The sequence below is a fragment of the Streptomyces sp. NBC_01410 genome (assembly GCF_045040195.1).
GTDB lineage: Bacteria > Actinomycetota > Actinomycetes > Streptomycetales > Streptomycetaceae > Streptomyces.
This window is the reverse complement of sequence record NZ_CP109530.1, coordinates 4,293,656-4,319,975: the sequence shown is the minus strand read 5'-3', so window position 1 is coordinate 4,319,975 and position 26,320 is coordinate 4,293,656. Positions and strand designations below refer to the sequence as shown.

The following is a 26,320-nucleotide window of genomic DNA, read 5'->3' as shown; positions in this document are numbered from 1 at the left end:
ATACAGCGTATGAGGATCCTTGTACGGTGTACGACGATATCCCGTACACCGTACAAGGAGCGTGTATGACGGCAACGACTGCCGAGACCCGCCTGGCCCCCGCCGGCCGCCATCCGCAGCGCTGGCTGATCCTCGGCGTCATCTGCCTCGCCCAGCTCACCGTGCTGCTCGACAACACCGTCCTCAGCGTCGCCATCCCCTCCCTCACCCGTGAGCTCGACGCCTCCACGGCCGACATCCAGTGGATGGTCAACGCGTACTCGCTTGTCCAGTCGGGGCTCCTGCTCACCGCGGGCAACGCCTCCGACCGCTACGGCCGCAAGAAAATGCTGGTCGCCGGACTCGCTCTGTTCGGCCTCGGCTCCCTGGCCGCCGGACTCGCGCAGACCGCGACCGGGCTGATCGCCGCGCGCGCGGGCATGGGTGTCGGCGGCGCGCTGCTGATGACCACCACCCTCGCGGTCGTCGTCCAGATCTTCGACGACACCGAACGCGTCAAAGCCATCGGCCTCTGGTCCACCGTCAACTCCCTCGGCTTCGCGGCCGGTCCGCTCATCGGCGGGGTCATGCTCGACCACTTCTGGTGGGGCGCGATCTTCCTGGTCAACATCCCGGTGGCGGCGATCGGGCTCGTCGCCGTCCTCGCACTCGTACCGGAGTCCAAGAACCCGCAGGGCGACCGCCCGGACCTGCTCGGCGCGCTGCTCTCCACCATCGGCATGACGGCCGTCGTGTACGCGATCATCTCCGGGCCCGAGCACGGCTGGACGTCCACACAGGTCCTCGCCTCCGCGGCGGGCGGAGTTCTCGTCCTGGCCGTCTTCGTCCGCTGGGAGCTGCGCATCCCGTATCCCATGCTGGACATGCACTTCTTCCGCAACCAGCGCTTCATCGGCGCGGTCGCCGGCGCGATCCTCGTGGCCTTCGGCATGGGCGGCTCGCTGTTCCTGCTCACCCAGCATCTCCAGTTCGTGCTGGGGTACGGGCCGCTGGACGCGGGTCTGCGTACGGCGCCGCTCGCACTGACCGTCATCGCCCTCAACCTGACCGGCGTCGGCGCGCGGCTGCTGCCGAAGCTCGCCACCCCCGGGACCATCGCCACCGGGATGACCCTGGTCGCCGCCGGGCTCGCGGCGATCGCGGTACTCGGCGGCGACGGATACGGCGGCATGCTGCTCGGGCTCGTCGTCATGGGCGCGGGCGTCGCGCTCTCCATGCCCGCCATGGCCAACGCCATCATGAGCGCGATTCCGCCCGAGAAGGCGGGGGTGGGGGCCGGAGTCAACGGCACCCTCGCCGAATTCGGCAACGGCCTCGGGGTCGCCGTCCTGGGCGCCGTGCTCAACTCCCGCTTCGCCGCGCTCGCAGCGACCGTCGCGGGCGCGGCCTCCCTCCCGGCGGCCCTCGCCGCGGCCGACGGTCCCGCCGAACGCGGCCGCATCTCCGACGCCTTCGCCTCGGGCCTCCAGACGAGTCAGCTGGTCGGCGCGGTCGCCGTACTCGCAGGCGGGCTGCTCGCCGCGATGCTGCTGCGGCGGGCCGGGCGGGAAGACTCACCCAGGGCGGCGGCATAGCATCGGAGTCGGGGGGCGAACCGAGGAGGATGCGCGATGGTGAGTGCGGCCGACCGCGCCAAAGGGCCCGCGCGGACCAGCGTGTGGCTGGACGGCAAGACGGACCGGGACCGCGGCCGCAAACCGGGCACCCGCGACCAGCCTGCCGGTCTCGACCGCGACAAGATCATCGAAGCGACGGTCCGGCTCCTCGACACCGAGGGCGCGTCCAAGTTCTCGATGCGCCGCCTGGCCGCGGAGCTGAACGTCACGGCGATGTCGGTGTACTGGTACGTCGACACCAAGGACGACCTGCTGGAACTGGCACTCGACTCGGTGTTCGGCACGCTGCGGCTGCCGGAGGTGGACGCGACGGGGGACTGGCGCGAGCAACTGCGCGAACTGGCCACCGGCTACCGGGCGTTGCTGGTCCGCCACCCGTGGGTGTCCCCGCTGATCGGTACGTTCCTGAACATCGGCCCGAACGCGATGGCGTTCTCACTGGCGGTCCAGCAGGTGATGCGCAACACGGGCCTGCCGCCGCACGGGCAGATGGGAGCGCTCGCGGCGGTGTTCCAGTTCGTGTACGGGTTCGGCACGGTCGAGGGGCACTTCATTCAGCGGTGCGCGACGGCGGGGATGAGCCAGGACGAGTACTTCCGCCAGGCGATGGGGACGGTGAGCGAACAGCCGCAGTTCAGGGAGATGGTGGAGAGCGCGTCGGAGCTGATGGAGGCGCGGGGTGGGGACACGGTGGAGGAGATGAGGGAGCGGGACTTCGGGTTCGCGCTGGAACTGCTGGTGGCGGGCATCGAAGCGATGGTTGCTCGCGCGTAGGTCCCGGTGCGGGTCTTGGGGGTCCGGGGTGCGGGCCGACCGCGGGGCGCGGGCCTTGGCGTCCGCGGTGCGAGCCCGCCTCGGGGTGCGGGTTCCGGGTCCCCTCCGGGATCGACTCCTCGGCGTCGGCGGCGATGAGGGGTTCGTAAGGGCACCCGGTGTTGGCCGCCAATCGCCTGCGGGGACGACCCTGCACGGCCCCTCCCCACGGGACGGGCTGTGGTGCGCGGGGATTCGCCCGCGAGACCACCCACGGGCAGCATTGCTCCGTGGCGAAGCCACTGGAGTCCCGGGGTGTGGGGGCGTCAGCCCCCACTGACCCCCGGGGTCCGGGGCGGAGCCCCGGTTACGGGAAGGGGCGGGGTGGGGGAAACAACCCCCCGGCCCCCCGCACCGTCACCCCCCGCTCAGCCTCGCCGGAAACCCACCCCTCGCCACCGGCCCCCACCGCCCCACCCTCACCCGGATGATCGACTTGCCCTGCTTCACCATCGCCTCCCGGTACGCGTCCCAGTCCGGGTGCTCCCCCGCGATGTTCCGGTAGTACTCCACCAGCGGTTCCACCGAGTCCGGTGCGTCCAGTACCTCCGCCGTGCCGTCGATCTGGACCCAGGGGCCGTTCCAGTCGTCCGACAGGACGATCACGCTGACTCGCGGGTCGCGCCGCGCGTTGCGGGTCTTGGCGCGTTCCGGATACGTGGAGATCACGAGACGGCCCGCATCGTCGACCCCGCACGTCAGCGGCGACCCCTGCGGCGTGCCGTCCGCGCGGGTCGTGAGGAGGATGGCCCGGTGCCTGGGGCGTACGAAGTCCAGCAACTCGTCCAGTTCCACCGCGGTGTTGGTGGCGATGTTGGGTGCCATGCGCCGCAGCCTATTCCCGTACGGAGGTCCCGGCGGCGACCGCCGCGGCAGGCGACTCGACCGCCTCCGCCGCCTCGGCCCCCGCCGTCTTCGCGTGGCTCTTCAGGGCGACCTCCTTGATGAACAGCGTCACCAGGAAGGCCAGCAGCGCGAACGGCGCCGCGTAGAGGAAGACATCGGCGACACCGTGTCCGTACGCGCTCTCCATCACCGTACGGATCGGCGCGGGCAGCTTGTCCAGATCGGGAATGCCGCCGCCCGCCGTGCCCCCGTGGCCCAGCGCCGCGCCCCGCGGGCCGAGTTCGGCCAGTCCGTCCTTGACGTAGTGGGTGACCCGGTTGGCCATGACCGCGCCCAGCGCGGACACGCCGACCGCACCGCCCAGCGAACGGAAGAAGGTGACGACCGAGCTGGCCGCGCCGAGGTCTTCGGCGGCGACCTGGTTCTGCGTGCAGAGCACCAGGTTCTGCATCATCATGCCGAGGCCGAGACCCAGGACGGCCATGAAGATCGCGATGTGCCAGTACTCGGTGTCGTACCGCATGGTGCCGAGCAGTCCGAGGCCCGCCGTCACCAGCACGCCGCCGCCGACCAGCCAGGCCTTCCAGCGGCCCGTCCTGGTGATGACCTGGCCCGAGACCGTCGACGAGAGGAACAGGCCGCCGATCATCGGGATGGTCATGACGCCGGACATGGTCGGCGACTTGTCGCGCGCCAGCTGGAAGTACTGGCTGAAGAAGACGGTGGCCGCGAACATCGCGACGCCGACGAAGAGCGAGGCCAGCGACGCCAGCGTGATGGCGCGGTTGCGGAACAGCCGCAGCGGGATGATCGGCTCGCTCGCCCTCGACTCCACCAGGAGGAAAATCGCACCCAGGACGACCGAGCCACCGACCATCGCGTACGTCTGCCAGGAGATCCAGTCGTACTTGTCACCCGCGAAGGTCACCCAGACCAGCAGCAGCGAGACCGCCGCGCTGATGAAGAACGCTCCTGACCAGTCGACCTTGACCTGGCGCTTCACGACCGGGAGCTTCAGGGTCTTCTGCAGGACGATCAGCGCGATGACCGCGAACGGCACACCGACGTAGAAGCACCAGCGCCAGCCGAGCCAGTCGGTGTCGGTGATGACACCGCCGAGCAGCGGGCCGCCGACGGTGGCGACGGCGAAGGTCGCGCCGAGGTAGCCGCTGTAGCGGCCGCGCTCGCGCGGGGAGATCATCGCGGCCATCACGATCTGCGCGAGCGCGGAGAGACCGCCGACGCCGATCCCCTGGACGACCCGGCAGGCGATGAGCATCCCGGCGTTCTGCGAGAGTCCGGCGACCACCGAGCCGAGGACATAGATGACCAGGGCTATCTGGACCAGCAGTTTCTTTGAGAAGAGGTCGGAGAGCTTGCCCCACAGCGGGGTGGTCGCGGTCATCGCGAGGAGCGAGGCCGTGACCACCCAGGTGTAGGCGCTCTGGCCGGCGCCGAGGTCGGTGATGATCTCCGGCAGGGCGTTGGAGACGATCGTGGACGACAGGATGGCGACGAACATGCCGAGCAGCAGCCCGGACAGCGCCTCCATGATCTGCCGGTGGGTCATCGGCGCGCCCTCGGAGGACTGCCCTCCGTGTTCGGCGTCGCCGCCCCGCACACCGGCCGGTGTGGTCGTAGCCATGAACTTCCTTACGTCTCGAGCGGTGTACGGGTGGGGTGGTGGGCCCGGCAGTCGCCGAAGCTGTCGCGGAGCCGGGCGAGCATGACGATCAGCTGTCCGACGTCTTCGTCGGACCAGTCCTTGAGGTTCTCGGCGAACATCTCGGTCGCCCGCCGGGCGAGCTCGTCGAGCATGTCCAGTCCTGCGGGGGTGAGCCGCAGGATCCGGGAGCGCTTGTCCCCCGGGTCGGGGAGCCGTTCGATCCAGTCGCGCTCCGCCGCGTGGGCGACATGGCGGCTGGTGACCGACATGTCGACGGCGAGCAGTTCGGCCAGTCGGCTCATCCGCATCTCTCCGTGCCGGTCCAGCAGGGTGAGTACGGCGGCCGAACCGGACGGGCACTCGGCGGGCAGCATCCGCGCGAGGCCGCGTTTCACGGCGCCGATGGCGCTGAGCTGACGGGCCAGTTCCGCGTACTGACTCTGTGCGGCCACGGCCGTCCCTCCCCGCGTCTTGTTGCTTAGGGCAACCATAAAAGCTGTTGGTTGCCGCAGGCAAACTAAATCGGGCACCCGGGAGTAAAGGAACACCAAAGGCTTCGCATGCCGCCGGTCATTGCCCTCAGGGGGAGGTATCCGCTGTCCGCCCGGGGTTGGGCGGGCGCACCGGGGTTCGCTAGGGTCCTGCCCCATGGCACACAACCCCCATGCTCCCCAAGGTCAGGGCCCCGAGGGCAACTACGACCCGGCGGGCAGCACCCAGATGTTCCGCGCCTTCGTCGACGAGGGCGTGCCGCAGGGCCGCCAGGCGGCGCCCGCCGCCCAGTCGTCCTCGCGTATCGGACTGATCGTCGGCATCATCGCGGCCGTCGCGATCCTCGGCGCGGTGGCCTGGCTCGCCCTCGGCTGAGCCCTCCAGCGGCGGGTCACCGCCGGGTCACTTCCATTCGGCGGTGACGTCCTGGGTCTCGACATGCATGCCCAGCGGCACCCGCCAGGCGTCCACGCACACGGTGTACGCCTGTTTTCTCACCGCTCCCGCGGCGATCGGCGCGGGCAGCGGCTGAGCCGACTCGACGGTCGCCCAGTCGATCCCGAGTGCGCCGATGATGTGCGTCGCGAACGTGACCGTGCCCGTGGTCACCGGCGAGCCGCCGGTGTTGCGGAACTCCACGGTCACCTGCTCGCACCAGCGCTTGTCCAGCGCGGCACGGACCGGTTCGCCGAGTGCGAGAACGGCGGGGCCCGCCGGGGGCGGTGTCGGCGTCGGGCCGGGTGGCGGGGTGGTGCCGCCGGTGCTGCTGCCCGTACCGCCTGATCCGCTGCTGCCGCCGGAAGTCCCCGAGCCGCCTGTGCCGCCCGTGCTGCCTGAGCCTCCGCCCGTACCGCCCGAGCCGGCTCCCGCGCCGCCCGGGCTTCCGGCACCGCCGGTGCTGCCGCCCGTACCGCTCGATGTGCCGCCGCTGCCGGGCACCGCGGGCAGCCCCGTCCCGTTCGCGGCCTGATCGCCCGGCGGCTTCCCCGCCTCGCCACCGGACGGTGTGGTGCCGTCCAGCGGCACCAGAACGACCTTGCCCTTCGGCGGTACGGCCGCGGTGGGCGCCTCGTCGGGCCCCGACCCCGCGGCGCCGAGGGCCACATAGCCGTCGTCGCCGCCGCTCCCGCACGCGGTCAGCGCCCCGCCGAGGCAGAGCGTGACCGCCGCGAGAGCGGCCCCATGACGTCGTCGCATCGCGCCAGTGTGTCTGACGCACCGTCAATAAGGAACCCCGCCCACCGGGCTTCGGCCGGGGCTCAGTCGCCGATCAGGCCCTCCCGCAGCTGCGCGAGCGTACGGGTCAGCAGCCGCGAGACATGCATCTGCGAAATGCCGACCTCCTCGCCGATCTGCGACTGGGTCATGTTCGCGAAGAAGCGGAGCATGATGATCTGCCGCTCGCGGGGCGGGAGTTTGGCCAGCAGGGGCTTGAGCGACTCGCGGTACTCCACCCCCTCCAGTGCCGAGTCCTCGTACCCCAGACGGTCCGCCAGCGAGCCCTCGCCGCCGTCGTCCTCGGGCGAGGGCGAGTCCAGCGAGGAGGCGGTGTAGGCATTGCCGACGGCGAGACCGTCGACCACGTCCTCCTCCGACACCCCCAGCACCGCGGCGAGTTCGGGAACGGTCGGGGAGCGGTCCAGCTTCTGCGCCAGCTCGTCGCTGGCCTTGGTGAGCGCGAGCCGCAGCTCCTGGAGCCGGCGCGGCACCCGCACCGACCACGAGGTGTCGCGGAAGAAGCGCTTGATCTCGCCGACGACCGTCGGCATCGCGAACGTGGGGAATTCCACGCCGCGTTCGCAGTCGAACCGGTCGATCGCCTTGATCAGGCCGATGGTGCCGACCTGGACGATGTCCTCCATCGGTTCGTTGCGGCTGCGGAAACGTGCCGCCGCGTACCGCACGAGGGGGAGATTGAGCTCGATGAGGGTGTCGCGCACATAGGTGCGCTCCGGGGTGTCGGCTCCGCCCGCGGCGTTTTCCGTGTCCAGCGCGCGCAGCCGCAGGAACAGGGAGCGGGACAGAGTGCGGGTGTTGATGGCCTCGGAGCTGTCGGGTACGACAGGTGCGGGCGCGCTCTTCGTGAGCGTGAGCACCTTGGAGCTGCCCTGTTCTACGGACATGCCACCCCCTTGAGGTCGCGGACGGTCGCGGCGGCCACGACCATCGGAGGAACGCAGCCTCCACCTGAATACCGGAGGCGGGGCTGCGGCAAACGCGGTTCCCGCAGAATGTCACATGTCGGCAACGCGCTGAAGTGACATGTCGACAAGTAACCGGCGAATCTGTGCAGGAAGCAGGGGGTGCGGGGCTGTTGGGTCGCTGGAACCGGCGCGCAAACGGTCTACCCGTTTCAGCTATGCCTCGATCCTGTTTGCGGATCGCAGTCGGGCAAAACTTCGGGCAAGCAGCCTTGACACATGCATCTGTGAGACGCCGAGTTCCTGGCTGATCTGGGACTGCGTCAGATTGCTGTAGTAGCGCAGCATCAGGATGCGCTGTTCGCGCTCGGGCAGTTGTACGAGGAGATGGCGGACCAGATCGCGGTGTTCGACGCCGGCCAGCGCCGGGTCCTCGTACCCGAGCCGGTCGAGCAGTCCGGGCAGCCCGTCGCCCTCCTGGGCGGCCTCCAGTGAGGTCGCGTGGTACGAGCGCCCGGCCTCGATGCAGGCCAGCACCTCGTCCTCGCCGATCTTGAGGCGCTCGGCGATCTCGGCTGTTGTGGGCGAGCGGCCATGAGCCGTCGTCAGGTCCTCGGTGGCGCCGTTGACCTGGACCCACAGCTCGTGCAGCCGGCGGGGGACATGGACGGTCCGTACGTTGTCGCGGAAGTACCGCTTGATCTCGCCGACGACCGTGGGCATCGCGAAGGTCGGGAACTGCACCCCGCGGTCGGGGTCGAAGCGGTCGATGGCGTTGATGAGCCCGATGGTGCCGACCTGGACGACGTCCTCCATCGGCTCGTTGCGGCTGCGGAAGCGAGCCGCGGCGTACCGCACGAGCGGCAGATTCGCCTCGATCAGCGCGCCACGCACCCGGGAGTGTTCCGGGGTGCCCGGCTCGAGCTCTTTGAGCTCGCCGAAGAGCACCTGGGTGAGCGCGCGGGTGTCCGCCCCCCTGCTCTGCGGTTTGGCGGCGGCAGAGGGATCGTCCGGCCGCTCGTTCTGGGGTGGCACTTGAGGCGCAGTACTGGCCGGCACGGTCACGCCACCCCTTTGCGGTCAACTAAGGTCAACTCATCCGTCAAAAGCGGTCATAGCATCACAAGACATGTCCACTGTGTGCAAGCACCGCATAACTACGTGTTGAAGGTAAGTTGGCGTTTAAACCTCAAAAGCCCCTCGCCGCAGTGGCGAGGGGCCTGGAAAGGCGGGGGTTCAGAATGCGTAGTCCGCGATCACCCACGTGGCGAACTCGCGCCACTGACCGGCGGCCGCCTGATGGGCCGGATGCTCGAGGTACCGCTTGAGCGCATCACTGTCGGCCACGGCGGAGTTGATCGCGAAGTCATAGGCGATGGGCCGGTCGGTGATGTTCCAGGCGCACTCCCAGAACTCCAGCTCGGGCACCTGCCCGTCCAGTTCCTGGAAGGCCTTCACCCCGGCGGCGACACGCGGCTCGTCGCGCTCGACGCCCTCGTTGAGCTTGAAGAGGACCAGATGGCGGATCAAGGGGCTCTCCTAGTTCACGAGCTCGGTCATGAAGTCTCCGACGCTCTGCGCGGCGCTCGATATGCCCTCGAACCCTATCTGCACCAGATCGGCTGCCCTGGCCGGCGAGGTGATGATCGTGTACAGCACGAAGACGATGACAGCGTAGAGAGCGATCTTCTTCGTTTGCACCATCAGCCCCTGCCTCCCCTGTGATTCCCTGGCGCCCCTGCAGCCCCCTGGCCGTGCGTCGCGTGAGTCTAACCGAGCACGGCAAAGGACCCCGGCGCGGTGCACCGGGGTCCTTCGACAAGAGCGGTAGCGGAGGGATTTGAACCCTCGGTGAGTTTCCCCACACTCGCTTTCGAGGCGAGCTCCTTCGGCCGCTCGGACACGCTACCGGGAGAGAGCTTAGCCCAAGGTGGGCCGTGCTCTGAAATCCGTATCCGGACCCCTCGGTCAGCGCTCCCGGAAGAAGTCCGTCAGCTGCTGCGCGCACTCCCGCTCGAGCACGCCGGTGATCACTTCGGGCCGGTGGTTCAGCCGTCGGTCCCGTACGACGTCCCAGAGCGAACCCGCAGCGCCCGCCTTCTCGTCGCGTGCGCCGTAAACCACCCGGCCGACCCGGGACTGCACGATCGCGCCCGCGCACATCGTGCACGGCTCCAGCGTCACCACGAGCGTGCAGGTGCTCAGCCGCCAGTCCCCGAGCAGCGCCGCGGCCCTGCGGATCGCCAGCACCTCGGCGTGCGCCGTCGGATCGCCGGTCGCCTCGCGTTCGTTGTGCCCGGCGGCGAGCAGCGTGCCGTCGGCGGCCAGCACGACGGCGCCGACCGGCACATCGCCGGACAGCGCCGCGCGCTCCGCCTCCTCGATGGCGAGACGCATCGGCGCCTTCCACGGGTCGCGTACCGGATCGCCTGCGGGACCGGATGCGGGATCAGGTACATCCCCGGTCACTAGCGGACGGTCTCCAGCACCTCGGCTGCGCCCAAGGCGTCCGCGATCTCCAGCAGTGCGTCCGTGTCCAGTGCCAGCAGCTCCTTCTCCGACAGCCCCAGGTCCATGAGGATGTCGCGATCGCCGACGGGTCCCGCGGGCACCAGCTCGGCGGCCGAAGCCGACTCGCCGACCTCGTCGTCGGCGTCGTCTTCCGGCTCTCCGTCCTCGGTGCCGTCGAGATCCAGCGTGTCCAGGTCGTCGGCCGGGTCGTCATCGTCCCCGCCGAGCAGTTCGTTGGTGAGGATTTCCCCGTACGAGGAGCGTGCGGCCGCGGCCGCGTCCGAGACGAAGATACGAGGGTCCTCCTCGCCCTCCACCCGCAGAACGCCGAACCAGGCGTCCTCCTGCTCGATGTAGACGAGCACCGTGTCCTCGTCCACCGAGGCCTCACGGGCCAGGTCGGTCAGATCCGACAGGGTCTCCACATCGTCGAGCTCTGTGTCGCTCGCTTCCCACCCGTCTTGAGTGCGCGCGAGCAGTGCGGCGAAGTACACCGTGACTCTCCCACTGATCAGAGGTGTGACGACCGGCGGCGCGGTTGTTCGTGCCCCGCCCACTCGGAATCGTGGCAGAAACCTGCGCGATGCGAGAGGTCTTCCGCCGTTGCGTCGGCCATCAGTTCTGCCAGGACTGTTACCAGCGGAACGTCCGCATACGCATTTGCTGGCGCATCCGGGCCGCTCTGGCCCTCCGGGGCTGGACGCGGTCGCGCAGTGCTTTGGCCTCTCCCAGTTCGCGGAGGAACTGGGCGCGTCGCCGTCTGCGCTCGGCGTCCGCCGCTATCTCCTGCTGTTCGGGTTCGCGCTCCCGCATCGGCCACACACCACCCCACGGCTGGGTCCGTGTCCGCTCCGGGCCCCGCGGCCTGGGGGACTCCCACCACCTTCCCTCCGTACCCACCGTTGATGCCAGCCCGGGCTACTGTTGGGCCCATGCGGATCCATGTCGTCGACCACCCGTTGGTGGCGCACAAACTCACCACCCTGCGCGACAAGCGCACCGACTCCCCGACCTTCCGGCGCCTGGCCGACGAGCTGGTCACCCTCCTCGCGTACGAGGCCACCAGAGATGTGCGCACCGAACAGGTGGACATCGAGACCCCGGTCACCGGGACGACGGGCGTGAAGCTCTCGCACCCGCGTCCGCTGGTCGTGCCGATCCTGCGGGCCGGCCTGGGCATGCTCGACGGCATGGTGCGGCTCCTGCCGACCGCGGAGGTGGGCTTCCTCGGGATGATCCGCAACGAGGAGACCCTGGAGGCGTCGACGTACGCGACCCGGATGCCCGAGGACCTCTCGGGCCGCCAGGTGTACGTCCTCGACCCGATGCTGGCCACCGGCGGCACGCTCGTCGCCGCCATCCGGGAACTGATCAAGCGCGGCGCGGACGATGTGACCGCGGTCGTGCTGCTGGCGGCGCCCGAGGGCGTCGAGGTGATGGAACGCGAGCTGGCGGGCACGCCGGTCACCGTCGTCACCGGGTCCGTGGACGAGCGGCTCAACGAGCACGGCTACATCGTGCCGGGGCTGGGCGACGCGGGCGACCGGATGTACGGCATGGCGGAGTAGCCCTCACGCCGGATTTCAGCTCAGCACGCGCCGGAGGGCGCCGGTGCGGGCCTGGCCAGGGTGGCCAGCGCCGCGTCGGCGTCCTTCTTCGTGTCCAGCGTCTTGAAGGCCGTGCCGAGGATCAGGTCGACGTCCGCAGTCCGGCGCGCGTCGGTCTGCGGCCGGCTGCTCTTCAGCTGGGTCGCCAGCACCCGGAACGCCCCCTGTTGCGCCTCTGAACCGCCCAGCAGTATCGCCGTGCCGGGCACCTTCTTGTCGTACGCCACCGGGGCATTGCCGACCTTGCCGATCGCGAAGCCGCGTTTCTTCAGCTCGTCGGCGGCCGCCTTGGCGAGGCCGCCGCGCGGGGTCGCGTTGTAGACGTTCACCGTGATCTGGCCCGGCTTGAGGGCCAACGGGGGCGCGGCGGAGGGTTTCGGTGCGCTCTTGCAGTCCTTCGTCCGGGCCGCCGACGCCGTCTTGCCGTCGTCGCCGGTGAAGACGTCGATGAGCTGCAGTGTTCCCCAGCCGGCGAGGCCGAGGGCGACCACCGCGGCGAGGGCCACCACAGCGATCCTGCCGCGCTTGCGAGGGCGTCGCATTCGTGGGTACTTGTCGCCCGTGATGCGGTACTTTCCGCCCATGCCTGGGGGAGTGAGCATGCTCATGGGCGCAGCGTAGTGCCGCCTGGTGCCGATGCCTACTAAACGATCAACCCATTGCGTCCGTACGGTCCGTAAAAAGCCCGAAAGGCTCAGTAGCCCGGGCGGCCGCGGAGGTGGCCGGGAACCCCGGCCGGGCGGCTCAGCCCAGCTCGAGAACGCGGGCGTGCAGGACCTGGCGCTGCTGCAGCGCGGCGCGCACGGCGCGGTGCAGACCGTCCTCCAGATAGAGGTCGCCCTGCCACTTCACGACATGGGCGAAGAGGTCGCCGTAGAACGTGGAGTCCTCCGCGAGCAGCGTTTCGAGATCCAACTGGCCCTTGGTGGTCACGAGCTGATCGAGGCGGACCGGGCGCGGCGCCACGTCCGCCCACTGCCGGGTGCTTTCCCGGCCGTGGTCGGGATACGGCCGCCCGTTACCGATGCGCTTGAAGATCACACGGAAAGCCTACCGGTCAAGAGGCTCCGGGCGCAGCCACGGTGGCGGAGTGCGATCCCGGGCAAAATTGCGCAAACCCGGAAAGAGTCCCGGAGTCGATCACTCAGACAGTGCGGCCGATTCGCTCGAAAGGGGTCGGCGTCTGCTCCGTGACGCGGACCCGAAGACATGGAGGCGCGGGTTCCGGGGGCGGAGTCCCGGGTCGGACGGCACGGCGCCGGTCAGGACTTTTTCGCTGCCTTCGCCGCGCGCTTCATCTCCTGCTTGTGCTCCCGCACCTTCGCCAGCGAGTCCGGTCCGGTGATGTCAGCCGCGGAGCGGTAGCAGCCCTTCTCGCCGTACGCTCCGGCCGCCTCGCGCCAGCCCGTGGGCTGTACGTCGAACTGTTTGCCCAGCAGCGCCAGGAAGATCTTCGCCTTCTGCTCGCCGAAGCCGGGCAGCGCCTTCAGCCGCGCGAGCAGCTCGTCGCCACTCGCCGCATCGCGCCAGATGGCGCTCGCGTCGCCGTCGTACTCGTCGACGAGGTACTGGCACAGCAGCTGCACCCGCTTGGCCATATTGCCCGGATAGCGGTGGACGGCTGGCTTCTCCTTCAGCAGGTCGGCGAAGGCTTCCGGGTCGTACGCGGCGATCTCGGCGGCGTCCAGATCCTCGCCGCCGAGTCGGCGGGCGATGGTGTACGGGCCGGAGAACGCCCACTCCATGGGGACCTGCTGGTCGAGCAGCATGCCCACCAGAGCGGCGAGCGGACTGCGGCCGAGCAGTTCGTCGGCCTCGGGCTGCTGGGCGAGATGAATCGTGGGGCTCATGTCCCGAGGATCACGCAGCCGATGGGCGCCCGCCAGTCGCGCGAGGGGACCTCCGGGTTCCCGTCCCGAGGGCTGTTCTTCCTCACAGCCCCCGGGGGTTCGCCTCGCGCTCATACCCCCGTACGGTATGGACGCATGAGGACTTCGCGGATGCCCGTTCCCACGGCCCTGGTGGGGTTCGTGCTCCTGGTGCTCGCCCTGACGGCTCTCTCGTACGCCGTGGGGCGCGCCGTCGGCCCGGTGGCGCCCGGGCTGCACCGTGTCGAGGAGCCGAAGAGCCCCGGCGGCGAGGAGCCCGGCGGGATGCCCGGGATGCATGACATGGGGGCGGACCGGTGACGGATCTGCTGATCGGCGGGATGACGTGCGCGGCGTGCGTGGCCCGGGTCGAGAAGAGGCTGAACCGGGTCGACGGGGTGAGTGCCACGGTCAATCTGGCCACCGGTCTTGCCCGGATCACGCATCCGCCCGAGGTGGGTGTGGACCTGCTGGTCTCCACGGTGGAACGGGCGGGTTACACCGCCCAGTTGCCGTCGCCTCCGCTCGCGACCGGGGACGAGGACGAGGGCGGGGAGGACGACGGGGACGACGACGGGCGGGAACGGCTGGTGATCACCGCCGTGCTCGCGGTGCCGGTCCTCGTGCTGTCGATGGTTCCCGCCCTCCAGTTCGACTACTGGCAGTGGCTCTGCTTCACGCTCGCGGGACCGGTCGTCGTCTGGAGCTCCTCCCCCTTCCACGCCCGGGCGCTCAGTGGGCTTCGCCATGCGGCGGCCACCATGGACACCCTCGTCTCGCTCGGTGTGATCGCGTCCTACCTGTGGTCGGTGTACGCCCTGTACTTCGGCGGGGCGGGCGATCCGGGCATGCGGATGCCTTTCAGCTGGCTGCCGAGTGCCGAGGGCGGCACCGCGCATCTGTATCTCGAAGCAGCGGTCGGTGTACCGCTCTTCGTCCTGGCCGGGCGGTACTTGGAGGCGCGCGCCAAGCGCGGCACCGGGTCGGCGCTGCGGGCTCTCGCCGAACTGGGCGCAAAGGACGTGGAGTTGAAGGGGAGCGGTGAGCGCATCTCCGTCTCCGCGCTGCGGACCGGGCAGGAGTTCATGGTCCGGCCGGGCGAGAAGGTCGCCACCGACGGCGTGGTGACCGAGGGCAGTTCGGCACTGGATCTGTCGCTGGTCACCGGTGAGTCGACGCCCGTCGAGGTGGGGCCCGGCTTCCGTGTCGTGGGCGGTGCCGTGAACTCCGGCGGGCTGCTCGTCGTCCGCGCGACCGCCGTCGGGGCGGACACCCAACTCGCCCGCATCACCAAGCTGGTGACCGATGCCCAGGCGGGCAAGGCGAGGATTCAGCGGCTCGCCGACGCCGTCGCGGGCGTGTTCGTCCCGGCCATCGTGACGGTCGCGGCGTGCGTGCTCGGCTTCTGGCTCGGGGCCGGTGCCGACCCGGAGGCTGCGGTCACCGCGGCGGTCGCCGTTCTGGTCGTCGCCTGCCCGTGCTCGCTGGGGCTTGCGACGCCGACCGCGTTCCTGGCGGCGACGGGGCACGGTGCGCGGCTCGGCGTACTGATCAAGGATCCGGGCGCGCTGGAGCGGCTGCGCCGGGTCGACACCGCCGTCTTCGACAAGACCGGAACGCTCACCACGGGCCGTATGACCCTTGTCGAGACCGTCGTGGCCGAAGGCCGGGACGCCGCTGATGTGCTGCGTCTCGCGGGCGCGGTGGAGTACGGCTCCGAACATCCCGTCGGCCGCGCCCTGGTGGCGGCCGCGCGCAGGCAGACGGGCGGCGAACCGCTGCCTGAGACGGCGGGCTTCCGGGCCGTACGGGGCGAAGGCGTGCACGGCCGGGTCGAGGGCCGGGAGATCTCCGTACGCAGTCCACGGGCCACCGGCCCGCTCCCGGACACGCTGCACGAGGGCCTGCTGCGTGCCGAGGAGGCCGGGCACACGGCGGTCGTCGTCGAGATCGACTCCCGGCCCGTCGCCCTGCTCGCCGTCGGCGACACCCTGCGGCCCTCCAGTGGGGCGGCGGTGACCAAGCTGAAGCGCCTGGGCATCGAGCCGATCCTCGTGACAGGCGACGGGTCGGCCGCGGCGGAGGCCGTCGCCCGGGAGCTGGGCATCACCACCGTGCACGCGGGCGTCAGCCCCGAGGGCAAGTCGGAACTGGTCGCCTCGCTGCGCGGCGAAGGACGGCGGGTCGCGGTGATCGGCGACGGGGTCAACGACGCGGCGGCCCTGGCCGGCGCCGACCTCGGTGTCGCCATGGGCAGCGGAACGGACGCGGCGATCGGGGCCGCGGACATCACTCTCGTACGGGAGGACATGGCGGCGGTCGTCGACGCGGTGCTCCTCACCCGCCGAACGCTCGCCACGATCCGGGCCAATCTCGTCTGGGCCTTCGGCTACAACGTGGTCACCGTGCCGCTGGCCGCGACCGGGTGGCTCAACCCGATGTTCGCGGCACTGGCGATGTCCGCGAGCTCGGTGCTGGTCGTCGGGAACAGCCTGCGGCTGCGCGCCGACGGGCCGCGGCCCCGCCGACGGCCGCAGGCCGCCGAGCGCGTCTCCGGCCGTTCCGCCGTACGGAGGGGCTCCGATGACCTCAGCCTCCGCTGACCCCGCCGGGCGCCGGGCAGCCGTGACCGCGGCGATCCTCGTGCCGGTGGCCGCCTGCGCCGTGACGCTGGCCCTGCTCACGGCCTACGTCTCCAGCGGCGCGGCCGGCGAGCCCCCGGCCCGGATCACGGTCACCCGCGCCCGGGTCGTCCAGCCGCTCGCGGGCCGCGACACCGTGGCCTACTTCGACCTGCGCAACACGGGAGGCGCCGACGCGTCCCTGGTCTCGGTCGAGGCGCCGCTGCTCGGCTCTCCGACGATGCTCGCGCGCGACGTCGAGTCGGACGGTGCGGGCCGGATGGAGGCGCTGCGGGAGCTGAAGGTACCGGCTGGCGGGGAGGTGCGGATGTCCCCGGCGGTGGGCGACGTGATGGTCGAGAATCCACCGGCTCTGCGGCTGGGCGAGCGGGTCGATTTCGTGCTGAGGTTCCGGGACGGGGGTGAGGTACGGGCGGTGGCGGTGGTGGTGCGGGCGGGGGGTTGAGGGGGCGCCTGCGGCGGGCTTTCCCTACCCGCCTCTTCCCGAAGTGGGGGCAGCCCCCAGACCCCCGTATTAGACCTTCGGCCCCATGTCCTCAAACGCCGGACGGGCTGAGATGTGCGGGCCGAGCCGCACGAGGGCAACGCCCGCCGCAGGCGCCCCGCCCAGCCGTCCAGGAGTTGATCCAGTCCGGGAACTCATCGGCCCCGCCGTCCGACTCCTCTCCCGTACCTGGGTGACCGAACGGGAGGTGGAATGGGCGGGCTTGACGTGCGGATGCGCCGGGTCGGCTGCCGGCACGGCCGTGTCGAAGCCGTACGCGCCGTGGATCTCGACATCGCGCCCGGCGAGCGGGTGGCGCTGACCGGCACCAACGGCTCCGGCAAGACCACACTGCTACGGGCACTGCTCGGCCTGCACCGGACCGCGGGCGGCGAGATTCTCGTCGGCGGGCGTCCGGCCCGCACCCCGGCCGAGTGGGCCTGGCGGCGGCGGGCCTGTGCGTGGATTCCGCAGAAGCCCGCGGCCGGACGCTTTCCGCTGCTGGCCGGGGAGTTGCTGACCAGCAGCGGCGCGGCGGCCGAGGCCGAGGAAGCGGCGGAGAAACTGGGCGTCGGCGACCTGACCGGGCGTCCGCTGCACACCCTGTCCGGCGGCCAGTTGCAGCGTATGTATCTGGCCCGGGCCGCCGGTGCCGTCGCCGCCGGGGCCGGGGTGCTGCTCGCCGACGAGCCCACCGCCGCGCTCGACTTCGCCGGGCAGGAGGAGGCCGCCGACGTCCTGCTGTCCCTGCCCGCGACCCTCGTCGTGGTGACCCACGACCGTGCCCTCGCCGACCGCTGCGAGCGCGTCCTGGAGATGGCCGCCGGCCGGCTGCGGGAGGCCGTATGACGCTCGCCGCCGCCGACATCGGCGCGCTGTTGCAGCTCGTCCCCGTACAACGCGCGGGCTTCGCCCTGCTGCTGGCCGCCGTCGGGCTTCCGGTCGTCGGCGTCGTGATCGTCGGTCTCGACATCATGCCGGTGCGGTTCGCGATGATGCATGTGGCCCTGCTGGGGATCGCAGTCGGGCTGCTCACTGGCCTCGACCCCATGCTGTGCGCGCTGCTCGCCTGCGCCCTCGCGGGCGCCGGAGTCGCACCGCTCGCCCGCACACCCGACGGGCTCTCCGGCGCGATGGGCCTGCTGATGAGTCTGGCCATCGCCGCCGCGCTGCTGGTGCTCTCGGTCTCGGGAGTCAACGCCGCGGGTGCGTTCGCCCTGCTGTGGGGGTCGATCCTCTCGGTGGGCACCGCCGACCTGTGGGTGCTGGGCGCGCTCGCCGTCGTGGTGCCCGGCCTGTTCTGGTGGCGGCGGCGGGACATCGCCCTGCTGCTGTACGACCGTGAACTCGCCCTCTGCGCGGGCGTACGGGTCGAACGCCTCACCCTCGTCCTGCTCGTCCTGGTCGCGGTTGCGGTCGCCGGCGCGATCAAGCTGACCGGCGCGCTCCTCGTCGACGCGCTCACCCTGCTGCCCGCACTCGCCGCGCGCCGCCTCGGGTCTTCGCTGAGGTCCATCACCGCCTGGGCCGTCGGCATCGGCGTCGCCGTCAACGCGACCGGCTTCCTGATCGCCCTCCGGCTGGATCTGCCGCCCGGTCCCGTCCTTGTCCTGACCGCCGGGGCCGTGGCCCTCGGCGTCCATCTCGTCCCCGAACGGAGAATCCGCCCATGGCGCGCAACCGCGTCCGCATCGCTTCCCTCCTCGCACTGACCACCGTCCTCGCCCTGACCACGGGCTGCGGCGGCAGCTCGGACGCCTCGTCCAAAGACGACGGGCATCCGCACGACGGTGCCCCGGTGGTCGTCGCGACCACGACCTGGGAGGGCGCCTGCGCCAAGGCCGCGGGCGCGAAGGACGTCAAGGTGATCGTCCCGCAGTCGGTGCAGCACGCCCCCGACTACGACCCCAAGCCGTCCGACCTCGCGGCGGTGGCCGACGCCGACTTCGTGCTCTACGCGCCCTTCGAGCCGTACGCGGAGAAGATCAAGGCGGCCGCGGGCTCCCACGCGAAGCTGGTCGAGGTGAACCTCGACAACGACGCGGGCAAGGTGACGGGCGAGGTCGCCCGGCTGGGCAAGCTGTTCGGGACCGAGTCCGCCGCGGCGACGTGGCAGAAGGGCTTCGGGACCCAGTACGCCGGTCTGCAGCGGGAGTTGAAGGCGGCCTGGCCGGGCGGAAAGGCTCCGTCCGTGGTCACGCAGGTGTTCACCGCGTGGTCGGCGAAGATGGCGGGCGCGCAGGTGGTGGGGACGTACGGGCCCGAGGCGGTGAGCGCGAAGCAGCTGTCGGAGCTGTCGGCGAAGAAGCCGGAGCTCGTGCTGGACAACGCGCACATGTCGACGGGGACGGTGCTGCCCGACTCGGGTGCGGAGCAGGTGAAGATCGTCAACTTCCCGGGGAAGGACCTGGATCTGCTGCCGGTGTACCGGGACGCGGCGGCAGCGGTGAAGGCGGCGCTGGCAAAGCCCTGACCCACGTGCCCGAATGTGCCGGACGGGCCGGAAATCCAGCCCGTCCGGCGAGGACGGACGGTCAGACCGCCTCGACCAACCCCGCACCGGCGAACCGCTCCCGCAGCGCCCCTCGGTCCGGTTTGCCCGCGGGGGTCAGCGGCACCGAGTCCAGGACCAGCAGCCGCTCCGGGTGCTTACGTCGTTCCACCCCCCGCGCGTCCAGGTACGCGCCCAGCTCGTCCAGTGTCACCGCGGCCTGTCCGTCCCTCGTGACCACGCATGCCGCGAGCCGCTCGCCCATCAGCGGGTCGGGCACGCCGACGCACACCACGTCCCGTATCCCCGGATGCGCGGCCAGTTCGATCTCGACCTCCGCCGGGCTGATGTTGGCCCCGCCACGGATCACCACGTCCTTGAGGCGGCCCACGATCCGCAGCGCCCCGTCCTCCTCCAGGAGTCCCAGGTCTCCGGTGCGGACCCACCCGTCGGCCGTGCGGTAGCGCGCGTCGAGCTCGGGCGCGCCGACGTAGCAGAGCGGTGTCATCGGACCGCGGGCGACGATCTCGCCGACGGCTCCCGCGGGTGCCTCCCGCATCTCGCGGGTGCCGGGGACGGCGATACGGATGTCGGCGACGCGGGGATCGGGATGCCCGGCGTTCACGCCGGGACCCGGCGTGGACGCGGGCCGGTCCCCCAGTCCCGTATGGCAGTTGACGCCGTCCGCCGACCCGTACAGATTGACGACCGGGCAGCGAAGGACGTGGCGCGCCTCATCGGCCGTGGCCGCGTCGAGTACGGATCCGCCGAGCACCAGCGCGGTGGGCGCCGGGAGTTCGCGTGGCCGCTCGGCGAGTTCGTCGAGCATCATCCGGATCATCGTCGGCACGCCCAGCACATGCGTCGGCTCGTGCTCGGCGATGGCGTCCAGGGCGGATTCGGGCGTGAAGTGGTCGAGCAGGACCAGGGTGCCGCCGTGCCGGGCGAGGGCGACCGCGGTGGCGTTGCTGCCGAAGGCGGAGGCGAGCGGGACGAGGAAGAGACAGCGCGGCGGCTGCCCGTCCTTCATCAGGGAGGCCAGGAAGTTGCCGCGGCCGCCGGCCAGCGCGTTGTGCGAGTACGCGATCATCTTCGGCTCCGCCTCGGAGCCGGACGAGACCAGGATGCGTACGGCCGAGTCGGGGTCGGGGCGGGCCGGGACGAAGGCGCTCGCATCGGTGCGCAGCAGCTGCGACAGCGCTACGGACCCTTCGGGCGCCTCGCCCGGTCCGGCGGCGATCACCGTGCGCAGGGCGGGCAGTTCGGCGGCCAGGGCGAGCAGATCGGCGGCGTGCGCGCGGCCGCGGTGTTCGATGGCGGCGATCACGGCGACCGCCTCGGATCTGCTCAGCAGCAAGGCCGCCTCGCGCCCGCCCCGGCCGACGGGGAACGGCAGCGCGACCGCGCCGATCGCGGCCAGCGCGAGATCGGCGATGACGGCGTTGCGGGTGCCGGGGAGCTGGACGCCGACCACGTCGCCGGGGCGTATGCCCAGGGCGGTGAGGCCGGCGGCCAGACATCGCACCTTGCGGTCCAGCGCCGTGTAACAGAGCTTCCCCTTGGCGTCGATCACCGCCGTGCGATGCAGGTCGGCGATCTGGCGGGCCCGGTAGAGGCTGTAGACGTCGAGGTCGGGGCAGGTGCCGTCGACGGTCCAGGAACGGCGCAGCTCGGCGGACAGCAGATCGTGCAGGGCGACGGTCACAGGAAGCTCCAGGGGTCGGGAACAGCAGGTGCACCGTGCGCGTCCCGGCTGATCGAGCCGGAGAAGCGCGGGTCGTGATGCAGAGCGGCCAGGTCGGTGGTGACCGCGGTCGCGGCCAGACCGTGCGTGCGCAGCTGCGCGAGGGCGTCCGCGGTGGGCAGTGCGCCCAGGTCGTACGCGGCGGCCGCGGCCGCGCAGGAGTCGGTGGGTGCGATCCAGCCGTCGGCGGTGGGCAGCGGACGGCGGAATCCGGCCGGTCGGCGCGGGGCGAGACCCTGCGCTGCCCGGCGGCGGGCGGGCGCGGTCAGGACATCGGCCGCGCCCAGGAGGGAGGAGTCCACCCGCACGCCGTGACCGGTGCGCTCGCGCAGCAGCAGCCCGGCCAGGACCGCTTCCGCGCCGAGCAGCCCGCCGAGCACATCGAGCAGGGTCATCAGCGAGGGCGCGGGCGGTTCACCGTCCGGCCGGACGGCCTCGCCGACGCCGGTACGGGCCTGGACCATGAAGTCGGTGCCCATGGGGGCGCCGGGCAGCCGGCCGGCCCAGCCGCTGGTGTACGCGTAGACGAGCGCGGGGCTGGCCGCGGCCAGCTGATCGTGGTCGAGGCCGAGTTCGGCGGCTTTGCCGGGAGCCCAGTTGTGCAGGAAGACGTCCGCCCCGGCCGCCATCTCGCGCAGCCGCCGCCGGTCGTCTTCCGCTTTGATGTCGATCTCGACGGCCTGCTTGCCCCGGTTGAGCGCGAGCCAGCGCGCGGAGATTCCGGAGCAGGCGGGCGGCATGCCGCGCAGCGGGTCGCCGCCGGGCGGTTCGATACGGACAACGTCGGCGCCGAGCAGTCCCAACAGATGGGCGGCGAGCGGCGCTTGGATACGGCGGCCCGCCTCCAGGACGGTCAGCCCGGCGAGCGGCAGCCCGCTCGGAGCGCTGCCCGCGGTGTACGCGGCTTCGTGCGGGGCCAGCGTCCACGGGGGAGCGTCCTCGATACCCCGGTCGGCCAGGGAACGCAGCGGGCACACTTCCGCGCCGGAGGCCTCGGCCGCGTACCGGATCCGCTCCCAGTCGCTGTCACGGACCGTGGAATGCAGTGCGCCGGGGAACGGCGCGCAGGCCGTGGCGTAACGGAACTGGAAGGGCCGCCAGCCCGCCCGTATCGCATCCTCCGGAGCGCCGAGCGCACGCCAGAAGACCGCCCACACCCCCGGATCAAGGGTCTCCAGCTCGAAGACGATCCCGTCGGACGAGGTGAAAGGCGGCCCGCCCGGGGCGAGTTCGGCCGCCTCGACCTCGTCGGCACCGGCTGCGGCCAGATACTGGGAGACGGCCAGCAGCCCCGCCCGGTCCGCGCTCGTCGACACCTGGGCGATGCGGCCGCCGCGCGCCTGGGCCAGCAGACCCGCGAGCACTCCCTGGACGGTCAGTACGGCGGAGGCGGTGGCGGCGTAGTCGGCGGCGATCCCGCGCGGGCCGCCGTCGCGCCGCCCGTGCACCGCCATGATCCCCGTGGCGGCCTGCACGGTCGCCTCGTCGGTCACGTCGCGCGCGGTGTCCGCCCAGGTGGTGCGGGCGGTGAGAGCCCCGAACCCGGCGCCCTCGACGACGACCTCGGACCCCTCGGCGTCATCCGCCCCGGCGCCGAGCAACCGCAGATGCTCCGTGACGAGCCCGGCGCCGGGACCCGGCGGCCCCGAGGCCCGCGTGCGCAGGCCGTCCAGCGGCCGGACGGTTCGCGTGGTGGCAGGTGATGCCATGCCTCTCCTCTCCCGAAGCGGTGGGAACCAGGGGACTGTCGCGCCCGACCTGTTCCGTGTGAGAGGCAGTCGGACAGTAGTTCCCATGGGTTCCCGGAAGGCCGGAGGAAAGTGGTGCAGCCAGATGTGCCGGTGACGGCGGGCCTTCCCGTATGTCCCTCGGACATACGGGAGTTGAGGGACCGTGTTGCCGACTTCGTATGCCGGCAGGTCATGCCGCAGGAGCCGGTCCTCGACGGCGGCGGGCCGGACGCGGCCGCCGTTCTGCGCGGGCTGCGGCAGGAGGCCAAAGAACAGGGCCTGTGGGCGCTGCCCCTGCCCGCCGAACTCGGCGGCCAGGGACTTCCCCTTCGCTCGTACGCGCACATCGCCGAGGCGGAGGGCGCCAGCGACCACGGGCCCGCGGCGCTCGGCTCGGCCTCCCTGCTGGATGTGCTGATGCTGCGGCGGCACGGCAGCGCCCGGGTCCGCGAGAACTATCCGCGGCGGCTGGTCGCCGGGGAGCTGCGCAGCTCGTACGCGATGACAGAACCCGAAGTCCCCGGCACCGACCCCTTTCTCACCGAGACCCGCGCCGAGCCCGCGCCGGACGGCGGCTGGAGGGTGACCGGCCGCAAGTGGTTCGCGAGCGGAGCCGCCGAGGCCGACCTCGTCACCGTCCTCGCCCGCACCGGCGGCGCGCCGCCGGACCGCGACGGGCTGTCCCTGCTCCTCGTCCCGACGAACGCACCCGGCTTCCGGGTCGTACGCGAACTGCCCGTCCTGGGCGCGGGCGGCCAGTGGGAGATCGCCCTCGACGAGGTCCCGGTGCCCGCGGACCATCTGCTCGGCGAACCCGGCAAGGCCCTGGCCATCGCGGGCGAACGACTCCAACTCGGCCGCACCCTGCGCTGCCTGCGCTGGCTCGGCCAGGCCCGCCGCGCCTTCGACCTGATGCGCGAACGGGCCCTCACCCGAACCCGGTCACGGGGCCCGCTCGCCGACCTCCAGCTCGTCCAGCAACACATCTTCGACGCGCTGCTCGCACTGCGCACGACACGCCCGCTGGTGTACGAGGCCGTGGCGCACCTCGACGCGGGGCGCGACGCCCATGTGGAGGTGGGCCTGGCGAAGGTCGCGGCGGCGAGGATGCTCCAGCAGGTCGCGGACGCGGCGATCCAGATCCACGGCGCGGCGGGCCTGGGCCCGGACACGGCGCTGCCGGGGCTGTTCCGGACGGGAAGGATGGCGCGGATCCTGGACGGCCCGGACGAGCTCCACGTGGTGTCGGTGGCACGGCGGGTGCTGCGTTCGCCTTGACGGGGGCTCCGCCCGGGGCTCCGCCCCCGGACCCCCGCGCCTCAAGCGCCGGCGGGGCTGGATTTCGCGTCCGGGACCACGCCTCAATCGCCGGCGGGGCTGATTGTGCGGCCGGGCCGCACAATCAGCCCGTCCGGCGGTTGAGGACATGCGGCCGAAGGTCGCATACGGGGTTCGGGGCGGAGCCCCGGTTACGGGAAGGGGCGGGTAGGGGAACAGGCCCGCCGCAGGCGCTCCGCACCAGCACCCCTAGACCTCCCCCACCCCCACCAACCCCACCAGCACCCCCACCCCCACCGCCAGAAAGAAGTCCCCCCACACCAGCTCGTGCCGCACCGCCACACCCCCGCCCAGGTCGTAGCACCCCTCCCGCAGTCCCCCGTCCTCCCCCAGGTGCCCCCGTACGAGCTCCTCCAGCACCGCCACCGCCTGCTCTCGGCGGCCCAGTTTGAGCAGCGCCACCGCCGTGATCGCGGCGGCGGAGGTGTCGAGGGGGCCCTCGGGATGGGCGTCGTCGGCCGGGGGGACCAGCCGGGTGCCGGTCAACTCGTCGGTGAGGTCGTGCAGATCGGCCGCATCCAGCCGCCCCGCCGCGTCCGCCGCCGCGAGCAGCAGCCACGCCCGCCCCCGGCTCCAGCCGGGCGTCGGTTCCGGGTGCGGAACCCACCCGCCCGCCGTGGAGTCGAAGCGCGACGCCCCGTTTCCCCGGCACAGTTCGAGGTGCGTCCACAGGTGGCTCTCGGCCGCCCCCGCGTCCACCGCCGCGAGCAGCGGCACCGTCCCGGGCACAGCGTCGGCGCGGGCCAGCAGCCGCGGGCCGCCGAAGGCCGAACCCCAGGGGACGAGGCCCAGTTCGGGGTCGAAGGACTTCAGGCAGGCGCGGGCGGCCCGTCCGCGCAGCCGTACAGACGCGTCGTCATCGGCGAGCGCGGTCCCGTACCAGAGGATCAGCCCGCGCGTGGCGGTGTCGGCGTCCACCCAGTCGGCGAGGCGCGCCGTGCACGCCGCCGCGGCCCACCGGTCGGAGGCCTCACCGGTGTGGCGGGCGCGCAGCCACAGCAGCCCGGCCCAGAACCCGCCGGTCCAGGAACCGCGCCCGGTGGTCCTCCATCGCCCGCTCTCGGGGTCCGCGAACAGCGGGAAGCGGTCGCCGACTTCGGCCCGCGTGACGGCGACCCGGTCGAGGATCCTGGCAAGCGCGGGCCCGGCCCACTCCGGCGCCGCCACCACGCTCATCGCTTCTCCCCGCCCCGGTCCCGTACCGCCCACCACACCGCCACCGCACACGCCCCCGCGAACTCGACGGCGACCAGCAGCCACCCCGCCCCGTACTGCCCCGACTCCGCCAGCAGCCCGAACAGCGGCGGCCCGACGGCGAATCCGGCGAAGAACCCCGCCGAGACCAGCGCCGAGTCCTGCCCCGCCCGTCCCGGCGTCGCGCGCTGCATGACGAGCACCATCGACACCGCGTTGGCGGCGACCGCGAAGACACCGACGGCGACCGCCGCGACCCATGCCAGCGGGTGGGCGAAGGACGCTGCGGCCAGCAACAGGGCGGCTCCCACCGCCCCCGCGGCCAGCCCGCCGGGCAGCCATACGGCCCGCGCCGGCTGCCCGGCCACCTTCGACCAGCCCACCCGGCCCGCGACGCCGGCGACCCCCAGGACGGCGACGAGCGCACCGGCCGCCGTGGGCCCGAGGCCGAGCCGTTGTGTGCCGTAGAGCGAGAGATACGTATTGACCGAGGCGATCCCGCAGCCGAGCAGCAGCGAGAACGCCGCGAGCCAGGCGATCGCACCCCGCGGTACGAGCGAGGAGCGCGCCCCCGGCGTAGGGCCGCCAACCCGGGGCACGTCCCGGGGCAGTGTCCGCGCCGCGCAGCCGGCCGCCACCACCGCGGCACCCGCCGCCGTCCACACCGCGCCCCGCCAGCCCGCGACCCCGGCGAGCGCCGCGAGCGGCAGCCCGGCGGCGAAGGCCCCGAGCTGGACGCCGGACTGCTTCATCCCGGTCACCGAGCCGCGCCGTTCGGGCGGGACGGTGGCCAGGATCGCCTTGTTGGTGGCCGGGTTGGCCAGTGCCTGCGGCAGCCCGCCGAGCGCGACCGCCGCCAGCAGCAGACCCGAGCCGGGCGCCGATCCGATGAGGGCAAGCGCCACGGCGGAGACGAGAAGCAGGGCGACCAGACAGCGGCGCGGCCCCACGCGGTCCACCACGCGGCCGCCGACCGGCGAGAGCACGGCCGCCGCGCCGAAGCCGACGGTCGTCGTCAGGCCCAGCAGGGTCGGCGAGACGTCCAGTTCGTCCACGAGCAGCGGACCCAGCGCCCCGAGCAGGAACAGCTGCATCATCGAGAATGCCATCGCGCAGGTCAGCAACGCGGTCGGTGCA

The 26,320-nt window shown here is 71.8% G+C and carries 29 protein-coding genes and 1 tRNA gene; 11 read left to right on the top strand and 19 right to left on the bottom strand.

The window, feature by feature from the left end; genetic code table 11:
- Positions 1-65: 65 nt before the first annotated feature.
- Together OG741_RS19770 and OG741_RS19765 are read left to right on the top strand one after the other, a co-directional pair.
- Positions 66-1,574, top strand: coding sequence for an MFS transporter (locus OG741_RS19770; protein ID WP_405599673.1), 1,509 nt, complete (start codon positions 66-68; stop codon positions 1,572-1,574).
- Between the two features lie 36 nt (positions 1,575-1,610).
- Positions 1,611-2,390 (top strand): TetR/AcrR family transcriptional regulator, encoded by a 780-nt coding sequence (locus OG741_RS19765; protein WP_405599671.1) that lies wholly within the window; start codon positions 1,611-1,613, stop codon positions 2,388-2,390.
- Between the two features lie 396 nt (positions 2,391-2,786).
- Here OG741_RS19765 and OG741_RS19760 read toward each other — a convergent pair whose 3' ends face one another.
- From OG741_RS19760 to OG741_RS19750, 3 genes are read right to left on the bottom strand one after another with little or no spacing between them, the layout of a single operon-like run.
- Positions 2,787-3,254: a PPOX class F420-dependent oxidoreductase gene (locus OG741_RS19760; RefSeq protein ID WP_405599669.1), complete on the bottom strand. Its 468-nt coding sequence runs from the start codon at positions 3,252-3,254 to the stop codon at positions 2,787-2,789.
- A 10-nt stretch (positions 3,255-3,264) separates the two neighbouring features.
- Complete coding sequence (locus OG741_RS19755; RefSeq protein ID WP_405599667.1) at positions 3,265-4,920, bottom strand: MDR family MFS transporter; 1,656 nt, start codon at positions 4,918-4,920, stop codon at positions 3,265-3,267.
- A gap of 8 nt (positions 4,921-4,928) precedes the next feature.
- On the bottom strand, positions 4,929-5,393 hold the full coding sequence (locus tag OG741_RS19750; protein ID WP_405599665.1) for a MarR family winged helix-turn-helix transcriptional regulator: 465 nt from the start codon (positions 5,391-5,393) through the stop codon (positions 4,929-4,931).
- Positions 5,394-5,589: 196 nt separating this feature from the next.
- On the opposite strand from OG741_RS19750, the gene OG741_RS19745 reads away from it, so the two are divergent.
- On the top strand, positions 5,590-5,808 hold the full coding sequence (locus tag OG741_RS19745; protein WP_405599662.1) for a hypothetical protein: 219 nt from the start codon (positions 5,590-5,592) through the stop codon (positions 5,806-5,808).
- A gap of 27 nt (positions 5,809-5,835) precedes the next feature.
- On the opposite strand, the gene OG741_RS19740 is transcribed toward OG741_RS19745, so the two are convergent.
- From OG741_RS19740 to OG741_RS19700, 9 genes are all read right to left on the bottom strand, one after another.
- On the bottom strand, positions 5,836-6,630 hold the full coding sequence (locus OG741_RS19740) for a hypothetical protein (RefSeq protein WP_405599660.1): 795 nt from the start codon (positions 6,628-6,630) through the stop codon (positions 5,836-5,838).
- A 62-nt stretch (positions 6,631-6,692) separates the two neighbouring features.
- Complete coding sequence (locus OG741_RS19735; protein WP_266480812.1) at positions 6,693-7,556, bottom strand: RNA polymerase sigma factor SigF; 864 nt, start codon at positions 7,554-7,556, stop codon at positions 6,693-6,695.
- A 234-nt stretch (positions 7,557-7,790) separates the two neighbouring features.
- Positions 7,791-8,633 carry an RNA polymerase sigma factor SigF gene (locus tag OG741_RS19730; protein WP_266480814.1) on the bottom strand — a complete coding sequence of 281 codons (843 nt, stop codon included), beginning with the start codon at positions 8,631-8,633 and terminating at the stop codon, positions 7,791-7,793.
- Positions 8,634-8,810: 177 nt separating this feature from the next.
- Positions 8,811-9,104, bottom strand: coding sequence for a Dabb family protein (locus OG741_RS19725; protein ID WP_266480816.1), 294 nt, complete (start codon positions 9,102-9,104; stop codon positions 8,811-8,813).
- Positions 9,105-9,113: 9 nt separating this feature from the next.
- Positions 9,114-9,278 carry a hypothetical protein gene (locus OG741_RS19720; RefSeq protein WP_266480818.1) on the bottom strand — a complete coding sequence of 55 codons (165 nt, stop codon included), beginning with the start codon at positions 9,276-9,278 and terminating at the stop codon, positions 9,114-9,116.
- A 121-nt stretch (positions 9,279-9,399) separates the two neighbouring features.
- Positions 9,400-9,484 (bottom strand) — tRNA-Ser (locus OG741_RS19715).
- A 58-nt stretch (positions 9,485-9,542) separates the two neighbouring features.
- Positions 9,543-9,971 carry a tRNA adenosine(34) deaminase TadA gene (tadA, locus tag OG741_RS19710; protein WP_266480820.1) on the bottom strand — a complete coding sequence of 143 codons (429 nt, stop codon included), beginning with the start codon at positions 9,969-9,971 and terminating at the stop codon, positions 9,543-9,545.
- A 71-nt stretch (positions 9,972-10,042) separates the two neighbouring features.
- Positions 10,043-10,579 carry a hypothetical protein gene (locus OG741_RS19705; RefSeq protein ID WP_405599656.1) on the bottom strand — a complete coding sequence of 179 codons (537 nt, stop codon included), beginning with the start codon at positions 10,577-10,579 and terminating at the stop codon, positions 10,043-10,045.
- A gap of 139 nt (positions 10,580-10,718) precedes the next feature.
- Positions 10,719-10,898, bottom strand: coding sequence for a hypothetical protein (locus OG741_RS19700; RefSeq protein ID WP_266480825.1), 180 nt, complete (start codon positions 10,896-10,898; stop codon positions 10,719-10,721).
- A 119-nt stretch (positions 10,899-11,017) separates the two neighbouring features.
- Between OG741_RS19700 and upp the strand changes: the two genes are divergently transcribed.
- The gene (gene upp, locus OG741_RS19695; RefSeq protein ID WP_266480827.1) at positions 11,018-11,653 is read left to right on the top strand and encodes a uracil phosphoribosyltransferase; all 636 of its coding nucleotides are present in this window, start codon (positions 11,018-11,020) and stop codon (positions 11,651-11,653) included.
- A gap of 20 nt (positions 11,654-11,673) precedes the next feature.
- Here upp and OG741_RS19690 read toward each other — a convergent pair whose 3' ends face one another.
- The 3 genes from OG741_RS19690 to OG741_RS19680 all read right to left on the bottom strand — a co-directional run bounded on the left by OG741_RS19690 (position 11,674) and on the right by OG741_RS19680 (position 13,542).
- Positions 11,674-12,300 (bottom strand): LytR C-terminal domain-containing protein, encoded by a 627-nt coding sequence (locus tag OG741_RS19690; RefSeq protein WP_405599653.1) that lies wholly within the window; start codon positions 12,298-12,300, stop codon positions 11,674-11,676.
- 136 nt (positions 12,301-12,436) lie between these two features.
- Complete coding sequence (locus tag OG741_RS19685; protein WP_003955420.1) at positions 12,437-12,733, bottom strand: type II toxin-antitoxin system VapB family antitoxin; 297 nt, start codon at positions 12,731-12,733, stop codon at positions 12,437-12,439.
- A gap of 221 nt (positions 12,734-12,954) precedes the next feature.
- A complete protein-coding gene (locus tag OG741_RS19680; protein ID WP_405599652.1) occupies positions 12,955-13,542 on the bottom strand; it encodes an HhH-GPD-type base excision DNA repair protein in 588 nt (195 codons plus the stop codon).
- A 150-nt stretch (positions 13,543-13,692) separates the two neighbouring features.
- Here OG741_RS19680 and OG741_RS19675 point away from each other — a divergent pair, with 150 nt between their 5' ends.
- From OG741_RS19675 to OG741_RS19650, 6 genes are all read left to right on the top strand, one after another.
- A complete protein-coding gene (locus OG741_RS19675; protein WP_405599651.1) occupies positions 13,693-13,881 on the top strand; it encodes a hypothetical protein in 189 nt (62 codons plus the stop codon).
- A 20-nt stretch (positions 13,882-13,901) separates the two neighbouring features.
- The gene (locus OG741_RS19670) at positions 13,902-16,163 is read left to right on the top strand and encodes a heavy metal translocating P-type ATPase (RefSeq protein WP_405605659.1); all 2,262 of its coding nucleotides are present in this window, start codon (positions 13,902-13,904) and stop codon (positions 16,161-16,163) included.
- A complete protein-coding gene (locus tag OG741_RS19665; RefSeq protein ID WP_266480835.1) occupies positions 16,144-16,647 on the top strand; it encodes a copper chaperone PCu(A)C in 504 nt (167 codons plus the stop codon). The genes OG741_RS19670 and OG741_RS19665 overlap by 20 nt, the downstream gene beginning before the upstream one ends.
- A 252-nt stretch (positions 16,648-16,899) precedes the next feature.
- Positions 16,900-17,535: an ATP-binding cassette domain-containing protein gene (locus OG741_RS19660; protein WP_405599649.1), complete on the top strand. Its 636-nt coding sequence runs from the start codon at positions 16,900-16,902 to the stop codon at positions 17,533-17,535.
- Positions 17,532-18,398: a metal ABC transporter permease gene (locus OG741_RS19655; protein WP_405599646.1), complete on the top strand. Its 867-nt coding sequence runs from the start codon at positions 17,532-17,534 to the stop codon at positions 18,396-18,398. Before OG741_RS19660 ends, OG741_RS19655 begins: the two co-directional genes overlap by 4 nt.
- The gene (locus OG741_RS19650; RefSeq protein ID WP_405599644.1) at positions 18,356-19,159 is read left to right on the top strand and encodes an ABC transporter substrate-binding protein; all 804 of its coding nucleotides are present in this window, start codon (positions 18,356-18,358) and stop codon (positions 19,157-19,159) included. The genes OG741_RS19655 and OG741_RS19650 overlap by 43 nt, the downstream gene beginning before the upstream one ends.
- A gap of 61 nt (positions 19,160-19,220) precedes the next feature.
- Here OG741_RS19650 and OG741_RS19645 read toward each other — a convergent pair whose 3' ends face one another.
- Positions 19,221-20,882 carry a class I adenylate-forming enzyme family protein gene (locus tag OG741_RS19645; RefSeq protein ID WP_405599643.1) on the bottom strand — a complete coding sequence of 554 codons (1,662 nt, stop codon included), beginning with the start codon at positions 20,880-20,882 and terminating at the stop codon, positions 19,221-19,223.
- Complete coding sequence (locus tag OG741_RS19640) at positions 20,879-22,630, bottom strand: CoA transferase (RefSeq protein ID WP_405599640.1); 1,752 nt, start codon at positions 22,628-22,630, stop codon at positions 20,879-20,881. The genes OG741_RS19645 and OG741_RS19640 overlap by 4 nt, the downstream gene beginning before the upstream one ends.
- Positions 22,631-22,795: 165 nt before the next feature.
- Between OG741_RS19640 and OG741_RS19635 the strand changes: the two genes are divergently transcribed.
- Positions 22,796-23,929, top strand: coding sequence for an acyl-CoA dehydrogenase family protein (locus OG741_RS19635; RefSeq protein WP_405605657.1), 1,134 nt, complete (start codon positions 22,796-22,798; stop codon positions 23,927-23,929).
- A 249-nt stretch (positions 23,930-24,178) separates the two neighbouring features.
- Here OG741_RS19635 and OG741_RS19630 read toward each other — a convergent pair whose 3' ends face one another.
- Complete coding sequence (locus OG741_RS19630) at positions 24,179-25,165, bottom strand: sugar ABC transporter permease (RefSeq protein WP_405599637.1); 987 nt, start codon at positions 25,163-25,165, stop codon at positions 24,179-24,181.
- On the bottom strand, positions 25,162-26,292 hold the full coding sequence (locus OG741_RS19625) for an MFS transporter (RefSeq protein ID WP_405605655.1): 1,131 nt from the start codon (positions 26,290-26,292) through the stop codon (positions 25,162-25,164). Before OG741_RS19625 ends, OG741_RS19630 begins: the two co-directional genes overlap by 4 nt.
- Positions 26,293-26,320 lie beyond the last annotated feature (28 nt).

Excerpts from the sequence above, each read along its gene's own strand:
- OG741_RS19770 (WP_405599673.1), top strand. The coding sequence starts at position 66 with ATGACGGCAACGACTGCCGAGACCCGCCTGGCCCCCGCCGGCCGCCAT.
- OG741_RS19765 (WP_405599671.1), top strand. The coding sequence starts at position 1,611 with ATGGTGAGTGCGGCCGACCGCGCCAAAGGGCCCGCGCGGACCAGCGTG.
- OG741_RS19760 (WP_405599669.1), bottom strand. The coding sequence starts at position 3,254 with ATGGCACCCAACATCGCCACCAACACCGCGGTGGAACTGGACGAGTTG.
- OG741_RS19755 (WP_405599667.1), bottom strand. The coding sequence starts at position 4,920 with ATGGCTACGACCACACCGGCCGGTGTGCGGGGCGGCGACGCCGAACAC.
- OG741_RS19745 (WP_405599662.1), top strand. The coding sequence starts at position 5,590 with ATGGCACACAACCCCCATGCTCCCCAAGGTCAGGGCCCCGAGGGCAAC.
- OG741_RS19740 (WP_405599660.1), bottom strand. The coding sequence starts at position 6,630 with ATGCGACGACGTCATGGGGCCGCTCTCGCGGCGGTCACGCTCTGCCTC.
- OG741_RS19735 (WP_266480812.1), bottom strand. The coding sequence starts at position 7,556 with ATGTCCGTAGAACAGGGCAGCTCCAAGGTGCTCACGCTCACGAAGAGC.
- OG741_RS19720 (WP_266480818.1), bottom strand. The coding sequence starts at position 9,278 with ATGGTGCAAACGAAGAAGATCGCTCTCTACGCTGTCATCGTCTTCGTG.
- tadA (WP_266480820.1), bottom strand. The coding sequence starts at position 9,971 with ATGCGTCTCGCCATCGAGGAGGCGGAGCGCGCGGCGCTGTCCGGCGAT.
- OG741_RS19700 (WP_266480825.1), bottom strand. The coding sequence starts at position 10,898 with ATGCGGGAGCGCGAACCCGAACAGCAGGAGATAGCGGCGGACGCCGAG.
- upp (WP_266480827.1), top strand. The coding sequence starts at position 11,018 with ATGCGGATCCATGTCGTCGACCACCCGTTGGTGGCGCACAAACTCACC.
- OG741_RS19690 (WP_405599653.1), bottom strand. The coding sequence starts at position 12,300 with ATGAGCATGCTCACTCCCCCAGGCATGGGCGGAAAGTACCGCATCACG.
- OG741_RS19680 (WP_405599652.1), bottom strand. The coding sequence starts at position 13,542 with ATGAGCCCCACGATTCATCTCGCCCAGCAGCCCGAGGCCGACGAACTG.
- OG741_RS19675 (WP_405599651.1), top strand. The coding sequence starts at position 13,693 with ATGCCCGTTCCCACGGCCCTGGTGGGGTTCGTGCTCCTGGTGCTCGCC.
- OG741_RS19670 (WP_405605659.1), top strand. The coding sequence starts at position 13,902 with ATGACGTGCGCGGCGTGCGTGGCCCGGGTCGAGAAGAGGCTGAACCGG.
- OG741_RS19665 (WP_266480835.1), top strand. The coding sequence starts at position 16,144 with ATGACCTCAGCCTCCGCTGACCCCGCCGGGCGCCGGGCAGCCGTGACC.
- OG741_RS19660 (WP_405599649.1), top strand. The coding sequence starts at position 16,900 with ATGGGCGGGCTTGACGTGCGGATGCGCCGGGTCGGCTGCCGGCACGGC.
- OG741_RS19655 (WP_405599646.1), top strand. The coding sequence starts at position 17,532 with ATGACGCTCGCCGCCGCCGACATCGGCGCGCTGTTGCAGCTCGTCCCC.
- OG741_RS19650 (WP_405599644.1), top strand. The coding sequence starts at position 18,356 with ATGGCGCGCAACCGCGTCCGCATCGCTTCCCTCCTCGCACTGACCACC.
- OG741_RS19640 (WP_405599640.1), bottom strand. The coding sequence starts at position 22,630 with ATGGCATCACCTGCCACCACGCGAACCGTCCGGCCGCTGGACGGCCTG.
- OG741_RS19630 (WP_405599637.1), bottom strand. The coding sequence starts at position 25,165 with ATGAGCGTGGTGGCGGCGCCGGAGTGGGCCGGGCCCGCGCTTGCCAGG.
- OG741_RS19625 (WP_405605655.1), bottom strand. The coding sequence starts at position 26,292 with ATGGCATTCTCGATGATGCAGCTGTTCCTGCTCGGGGCGCTGGGTCCG.